Origin of the sequence: uncultured Nostoc sp. (genome assembly GCF_964245575.1) — a bacterium.
Taxonomy (GTDB): domain Bacteria; phylum Cyanobacteriota; class Cyanobacteriia; order Cyanobacteriales; family Nostocaceae; genus Nostoc.
On sequence record NZ_CAXTNP010000364.1, the window covers coordinates 1 to 6,653 of the forward strand.

The window sequence follows — 6,653 nt, forward strand, 5'->3', positions numbered from 1 at the left end:
AGAAGAAGATTCTTCAGGAGAAACATTCAGCCTTGATTTTGATTTGTAACCGTCACAGGAAGTTGGCAACGCTAAAGAAGGGGAATTAGCTTTAAGGGTGGTAAGTGGAATTTACACTTGTTTTGCGTAAATTCCTATCTTCCTGGATGAAAGGGTATGGGGTTGCAGGTATTGGGATGTAGGAACAGTAGTTGCACGTATTTGGCATGGGCAAACATTCACCAGTAAATGTTTTACTTTGATTTTAATTCTTGACCGTGCAACTCCTACACCCTCTCATCCTGCAACATTAAGGATTTGCGCTTTTCAAGCCTGCCATTCAACCCCAGTAGCTTGTTGTAATTAGGCTATTGTCGGAGTGCGTCACTCAACAGCCCCAAAAAGTAGGTAAATATTGCAGCAAGTGTGTGCTTTCATGCAATTGTATATGCTTTTTTCAAGAAATCGGTTTGACTTCTGGTTGAATCAGGTTAAGAACAGTGTAAGGATCGCGACCAGAAAATAGCAGCTTAATCACAATTGCTGCCGCAGACTCTAACAATCGAGCATACTTCAACTCCCCCAAATCGACTGGCTCACTCCCAACATCTTCAATCAGCGAAGCCACTTGACGTTTCGCATCAGTATCGTCGCCGCAATAGAGCGTTACTAACCGCCGACCATCGAAATTAGGCTGCTCCATCTGCCAAACTTTTGCCTGACACATATTGAACGCCTTCACTACCTTAGCCTTGGGAGAATAAGCAGCGATCGCTTCTGATAGTGATACTCCATCATAAGTTTGCGTTAAGTAATTACCGTTAGAGGGGTCAACAGGATTATTTATGTCTAATAGAATCTTGTTTGCAAAAGCTTCACTTCCTCCACCTGCTTCCATAGCTTCAAATACTGCTTGGTGAGGAGTCGCTAAAACAATGACTTCACCAAACTCTGCTGCCTCTACAGGGGAACCAGCTTTTGTCCCCTGAGCAAGTTCATGTGCCAAACTCTGTGCTTTGCTAGAATCTCGACCTGCAACAAATAGCTCGTGTTTTCCTACCCAACGTGAGCTTAAAGACTCTGCCATGCTGCCATAACCGATAAAGCTGACCTTCATTGCTATTTCTCCCTAATACAGTTCAATGGAAATAAAAGCACTATTTTTCATCTAGATTTACCACTGTAATTTTATGGGGCCGCCAAACTGACGCATCTCTGCAAAAAACTGTCCTTGCGCTCCTCCATCTGGAAGTGTTGCTAAATAGACAGCAGTTTCGGCTCCTTGGTCTGCTGTAAACGGCGCATTCTCTCCTCCCATATCGGTTTTCATCCAACCTGGAGAATAAGCATTAACGAGAATATTACCACCAAGAAGTTCCTTCGCCAGAAGTGCAGTTAACCCGTTCACCCCTAGTTTGGATAGTCGATAGGAAGGTGCTATTGGGTAGTAATCATTATTAATTGCCGCCAGAGATGCCATTTCGGTTGAGACATTGACGATGCGACCGTAGTTGTGAACCTTCATCAACGGAATTAATGCTTGAGAAATTCTCAGGAGCGCTAGAACATTGGTGTCAAATGTAGAGCGCATCGTTTCTAGTTGAACTGTCAATAAACTAGATTCCTCTGGCTTGGTTGTAGGATTGATGCCGGCATTGTTCACCAAAATATCTACCCTGCCGTAGGCTTCTCTTAGCCATTGAACAAACTCTGCCACATTCAAATCACTCGTAACATCTAGTGTGTGATAGTTCACATCAAGTCCTTCACTAGATAATTGTTCTTTAACAGCAAGACCATCTGTTTGGTTACGACTTGTTAGAACAACATGGATGCCAATTTGGGACAATTTACGAGCTATAGCATATCCTAACCCACGATTGCTACCTGTTACTACAGCAATCTTTTTCTGGTTTGTCATTTTAATAACTTTTCACAACTTTCAGTTTTACTTTACTGAAATGTTTTAACTTAATCAAATTGATTGAAATAATATATTTAATCGATGGGATTAATAGACTTGTCTGCCATTGATCTGAACCTTCTGGTCGCCTTTGAAGCACTTTTTGAAGAAAGGAGTGTAACAGCAGCAGCAACACGATTGTATTTAGGCCAACCAGCGATGAGTGCGGCACTCGCAAGGTTATGCATACTATTCCAAGATGAATTATTTATCCGAATTGGCAGGCAAATGCAACCCACAGCAAAGGCTCTGGAAGTTGCTCAAGGTATAAGAGTTGCCCTGCAACAAATTCGGCAGACATTGGAAACGAGCCAAACATTTGACTCTACTACTTCTAAAAGTACTTTTACAATTGGCAGTTCAGATTACACTAGCTATGTTGTCATGCCCAAGCTTCTAAAAATTTGTCGTCAAATTGCACCAAGCATTAATTTTCGATTAATTAGTTTTGCAAAAAACTTTGTCGGAGAACTATTAGAGCGACGAGAGATTGATCTAGCTTTGGGTGTTTTTCAAGACCCACCCAGACAAACAATACAAATGCCATTATTTCCAGAACACTTTGTCGGCATCTGTCGTGTTGGACATCCCATTCTCTTGGAGGACGTTATCACACCAGAAATCTTCGCTAATTTTCTTCATGCTCTTTTTACTCTTAGGCAAGATGAAGTTGGTGAAATCGATAATGCACTCGCCCAGTACAACCTCCAGCGTCGAGTTGCTTTGACAACTCCTCACTTACTAGTGCTAAGTAGGTGGGCGGGAAAATTTATAACTATGTAACGAAAATTTAACCAAAGCAATTAGAGTCAAATTTAATACGCTGTATACTGTAGTTGCCTTTTTCTCCCCTAGCTTTAACGCCATCCATCACGGCGTAAGCGAGGTCTAACTCGTCATCAAATATTTGCCCACATAGTTCGTCTTTTTTAAGGTGCTGCCACTCCAATTCAATTGGGTTCATCTCGGAGCAGTATGCGGGCAAGAAAAAGATGTACAAACCCATGTTTTCCCACTTTGACCATAACTTTTGCACTTCAAGACATCGGTGTATCGATCCGTTATCCTGCACAATTACCCTAGTGCGCCCAGTTTTTTGAGCTTCAGTTGCTTCAATCTCCATCATTTCGATGTACGATTTACGACTAATCCCACCAATAACCAGACCGTAAACAAAGCTTATTATTGGTTGAAGAAAGCCGATAATACTTAATCTCCGTCCACGATGCTTAGTTTGCTCTAAGCGTTTTTGCTCACCTTTGAAGTAATAGGTGTAACCTGGTTCGCTCCATACACAAAACCCTGATTCATCTAGATACTTTAGGTCTATTTCTCCAGCCGCAGCAGATAATTCCAACATATCTAGGACTGAAGAGTTTGTTTGCTCGTGCTATCGGGTTTTGCTTGCCTTTGTGACACATCAAAAGCTCGCTTCCAATTGACCCCCTTTTTTTGAGTACCCGTCTTAATCTGTCGGGACTCAGTTTAATTGAGCGATGCCTGCGGCGGGCTGCGCCTACGCGTTCTAATTTTTGTGCAAGTTGAAGACTATTGTATGTACGCGGTTCTTTTTTCAGGCATTCTTCCAAAAATATGATGTCCTCTTCTTGCCATTTTGACTTTCCTCCTCGACCGGGTAGTTCCCAAAGTCCTTCTAGACCTTTGCTTTTCCAGTTGTGTAAAACCTCTCTTACCGTTTGTAGAGTCAAATTAAAGTGAACAGCTATTTTTTCTACATACCAGCCATGTGCATTTAGCCTAATTATTTCTGCTCGATCTTTTACTTTCTGTGGTACTTCCGCAGTTCTTAGCTGTAACAGGGTTCTGTCTTGCTCACGAGTCAAGAATATCCAAAAACTACGCGCCCATATATTAAGTCACCTCGGTAGAGGCATTCTCCGTATTTATTTATCTTTACATAGTTTGGTTTTTTTGTGCCTACCTACTTACCAGCAATCATTTCATCAACTGATTTAATTGCTGCTGTTCCATCACGATTGCTAGCACCCTTGGCATATCAAGATGCATTAGAAATTTTTGAACTTCCAGTACAAACTCAACCGTGGATGATTTCAATGCTATGGAGCAAACTTACAGAGCAGGATCAAGCCAATTGCTGGTTACGACAGATGCTCATAAGCGTTTGTGAGGAAATTTAATACATCAGAGAAGTCTTTTAACATTAATTACATACAGCACTTCCGGCAGCTATGAGGTTCATTCTAAAAGCTGAAAGCAATGATAGGAGAGGGGCAAGGAGAAAACTATATTGCATAATAGCCGAAAGCGCTGTAAGATTTAAAAATCTTGCATTGACAATTTTTTGAACTCTAAAAAGTTTAAATCACCGAGTCAAAAACTTGTTGTGCGGTTAGATTCAACTGCAAAAAAGTAGGAGACACTATAAGGTTTGTTTCTCTAAAGGGTGTCATTTGATATTCACCATCAATAAGTTCACAGACAAAAATAGTCGGAACTTTGGGACTACCAATAAATACACGTCCACCCAAAGCTGCATAATCCACAATCCAATATTCAGGTATACCCATAGCTTCATAGTCACGAAGCTTATCATAATAATCATCCTGCCAGTTGGTTGACACTACTTCAACTATTAGTTTGACCGAACTAGCATTATGGATAACTGATTCTTTCTTCCAGCGCGTTTCAGTATCGATAGTTTCTTGATTTAAAACAATAATATCCGGTTCGTACCCTGATTTATCTCGGTATGGTTTAATAATGGATTCTTTTGGTATAGTCCAGATACCGCGTTTACCCATCTCTCTAATTGTGAACAGTAATTCTTCAATCAAAAAACCAGCCAAATCAGAATGCTCCCCTTTAGGCTTTGGCATCTCCACAATCACCCCATCATGTAATTCGTAACGTACTTCTGAGTTTTCTGGATACCATTCGATAAATTCATCGAAGGTCAGTAGCTTTAGTTCCGATTGTGTTTGACTCATAAAACTTACTGGATTTATTTTTACTCCTACTGTAAGAACTGCCTAGAACGCATAATTCTCACAAAATCGCGTTGTTCCTATATTATCTGTGAATTTCTCTTGACTGGGCTTGATAAGAGGAGTAAGTCTTGTCAAGAAGAGAGTTAGCTCCTTCAAAAGTTTTTATAATTTCAGGCGTGACTCGTGAGGTATGCACTTTGCCTGATTGAACACCTAAAACTACATCTCCATTTTTCTGTTGGATAGTCAAATCTTTGCGCTCGCTGTTAAAGCTGAGGTCATAAACCTTGCCTTTAACTTCAGTGAAACCATCTTGCCGAGATTGTCCCAAAACCATGCCAATTCTTTGAGCAATTTGAGTCAGCCGACTGATGGCTTCAAGCTCAAATGTATCTTGATTCATTACTGTCAACGCTTGGGCTGATAATTGCTCACCAGCTTTAAACCCATTTGCCACTTCTACAATGCGTTTTTTGTAATTCTCCGACTTCCCTAACTTATCTGCGGCATTGTACCAATTTCTCAAGTCATCAATAGTAACTGATTGAGTTTGGACTGTTTGGTTAGGTGAGGCTCTGTTTTGTGGTTCAGGAAACGGGACTTTTTGTCAGTCATCGGCACAGTACCAAATTCTAAGTTTACGGCTTGTGCGTTGAAAATAACTCCTGCGTAAGAGAAGTTTCTAAGTTCACGGATAGTAATTTCAGTCGGCTCAAATCCTAGCAGCCCAATAGTTGCTTTGGCAGTAGCAGGTTCTACACCTACCATACTGGCTTGCGCTTTCGTACCAATGGGGAGCTGTGCGGTTCTAGTTTCTAACATCGCGAATTCCTTATATTCGCCGTCAGTATCCTGTACAAATAACAGCCTGGAAACATGGCGTTCATGTCCGGGTGGGTGGTGACTGGCTCTGATTTCTATGGGGTACTTTTCGGTGGGATTCCAGTCTCGACCTAAAAATTGATTTGCTTCGTTATTTAGTGTGACTAGCTTCGGTTCGCTAAATTGCAGTTTGTTTAAGCGGGAGATAATTTCGTTTGGGAAAGTAGCGAAAGCAAAATTGGAGACTTTTTTAGCGATGTTTGATGGTTCGGTGTTTTCTTTTCTTGCAACTTCAAGTTCATCTTGGCGGGATGCACATATGTTCCAAGCTGCGGCGGCGGATGCAAGTTTTTCTGACTCTGGTATCGAAGCGTAAAATGCTTGTGCCGCTTCATTTGCCAAGGCAAAGAGTAGTTTAGTTTGGCTCCTGGTAAGTTCTGGTTTAAATTCTATGACTTTAGCTCCCTGCATGACTACCCCCGGTTTGAGGTTGTGGTCATTCACTGACTGCTGGCTAATTGTCCCCAGCTTGCGGTATGCGGGTTTCCCATCCTTGCCTATCTCACTATTAATCTGGGCGACTGCTAGTAATTTGTGGGGACGTTCTTTAGTTCGCCATTTCTCTGGAATTTCATCTAGGCGAATGTTCAACGTCTGGGCTTTCCAGATTAAGGGGTGTCCGTAACAGGTGAGATTGCTAATTTCGAGTTTCGCCCCCTGTGGAGTTTGGACAATTGCGGATGGCCCTTTCTCAGTTTCACGCCGTTGGGACATCCGAACCGCAGCATTGAATTTCCGATCAAACTCGTATTTGGCGGCGATCGCTGCAAATTTTTGCTGTGGTGTAAATTCTACTCCTTTGAATAAGTCTTTAAACTGGACGATGGGACGCGATTCTAACTGTGATTCTTGGAAATATT

General features: G+C 41.7%; 4 protein-coding genes and 4 pseudogenes. 2 read left to right on the forward strand and 6 right to left on the reverse strand.

Annotated features, from left to right (window positions below; translation table 11 throughout):
• Window positions 1–436: 436 nt before the first annotated feature.
• Entirely contained in the window at window positions 437–1,096 is a 660-nt protein-coding gene (locus tag ACFFAP_RS34395; protein ID WP_265277487.1) for an NADPH-dependent F420 reductase, read from the reverse strand.
• A 57-nt stretch (window positions 1,097–1,153) separates the two neighbouring features.
• The gene (locus tag ACFFAP_RS34400; protein WP_335167485.1) at window positions 1,154–1,900 is read right to left on the reverse strand and encodes an SDR family oxidoreductase; all 747 of its coding nucleotides are present in this window, start codon (window positions 1,898–1,900) and stop codon (window positions 1,154–1,156) included.
• Between the two features lie 84 nt (window positions 1,901–1,984).
• Here ACFFAP_RS34400 and ACFFAP_RS34405 point away from each other — a divergent pair.
• A pseudogene (locus tag ACFFAP_RS34405) lies at window positions 1,985–2,692 on the forward strand (LysR family transcriptional regulator); the annotation flags it as partial.
• A 205-nt stretch (window positions 2,693–2,897) separates the two neighbouring features.
• Here ACFFAP_RS34405 and ACFFAP_RS34410 read toward each other — a convergent pair.
• Window positions 2,898–3,792 (reverse strand): annotated as a pseudogene (locus tag ACFFAP_RS34410) (IS630 family transposase); the annotation flags it as partial.
• Window positions 3,793–3,888: 96 nt separating this feature from the next.
• Between ACFFAP_RS34410 and ACFFAP_RS34415 the strand changes: the two are divergent.
• Window positions 3,889–4,101: pseudogene (locus ACFFAP_RS34415) on the forward strand (LysR family transcriptional regulator); the annotation flags it as partial.
• 180 nt (window positions 4,102–4,281) lie between these two features.
• Here ACFFAP_RS34415 and ACFFAP_RS34420 read toward each other — a convergent pair.
• From ACFFAP_RS34420 to ACFFAP_RS34430, 3 genes and pseudogenes are all read right to left on the reverse strand, one after another.
• Window positions 4,282–4,911, reverse strand: a complete 630-nt coding sequence (locus ACFFAP_RS34420; protein ID WP_265277485.1) for a Uma2 family endonuclease — start codon at window positions 4,909–4,911, stop codon at window positions 4,282–4,284.
• Window positions 4,912–4,993: 82 nt separating this feature from the next.
• On the reverse strand, window positions 4,994–5,437 hold the full coding sequence (locus ACFFAP_RS34425) for a hypothetical protein (RefSeq protein ID WP_375515415.1): 444 nt from the start codon (window positions 5,435–5,437) through the stop codon (window positions 4,994–4,996).
• Window positions 5,434–6,653, reverse strand: a pseudogene (locus tag ACFFAP_RS34430) (hypothetical protein); the annotation flags it as partial. The gene ACFFAP_RS34425 and the pseudogene ACFFAP_RS34430, both read right to left, overlap by 4 nt.